Consider the following 649-nt stretch of genomic DNA (forward strand, 5'->3'; position numbering starts at 1 on the left):
CCATGGTATAGAGAAAATAAACATCTAATTTTTCCCTGACAACAAAAGATTGAAATCCTTGATTTGTAGCTCCGTCTTTAGTAAGAATTGCCATATCGCCAATACTTGCTCTCGATGTAAAAAGTACCGTTCTATTTGCAGGGAGGATTTGGGCTGAACTTTTTTGTAATCCAAGTAGTGTAATTTTTTTTACACTCCCATTTGCATAGGCAGCTTCTCCAATTTCAGTAGGAGAGTACCAGTCAATATCACCATTCCAATATGCTGAATTCGTTGTATCAGGCGTACCTCCGCCAATAATTTCAACCTCTATACCCAATTTCCTACATTCCCACTCCCCCTCAAACCCTTTAAAGCGGATTTTTGGTATTTTTTCACCGTTTGCGGGAAACATTTTTGCCAGCATTGCCTTTTTAAGCTGACGGCTTTTTTCCAACACCGCACGGCTCTCGGCAATTTGGCTGTCTAAGCGACGGAAAAACAAACCGAGGTGGGTTTGTTCTTCTACCATTGGGAAATCCACCACAAACTCTTTCATGTCTGATGAAAGAATATGTTTTATGGTATTACCTGTTGTAATTTTTGCTATTTCATTGATTTTGCGATTAGTTTGAAATTGATAGCTTAAAAAATATGGGTTAGCCTCTAA

The 649-nt window shown here is 38.7% G+C and carries 1 protein-coding gene; it reads right to left on the reverse strand.

The genetic code is table 11. The features are described 5' to 3' along the window. Window positions 1-649 (reverse strand): restriction endonuclease subunit S (locus ACTHUR_RS15085; protein WP_440399426.1); only part of this gene is annotated, 649 nt, incomplete at both ends.

The sequence above is a fragment of the Neisseria sp. P0021.S007 genome, assembly GCF_051956855.1.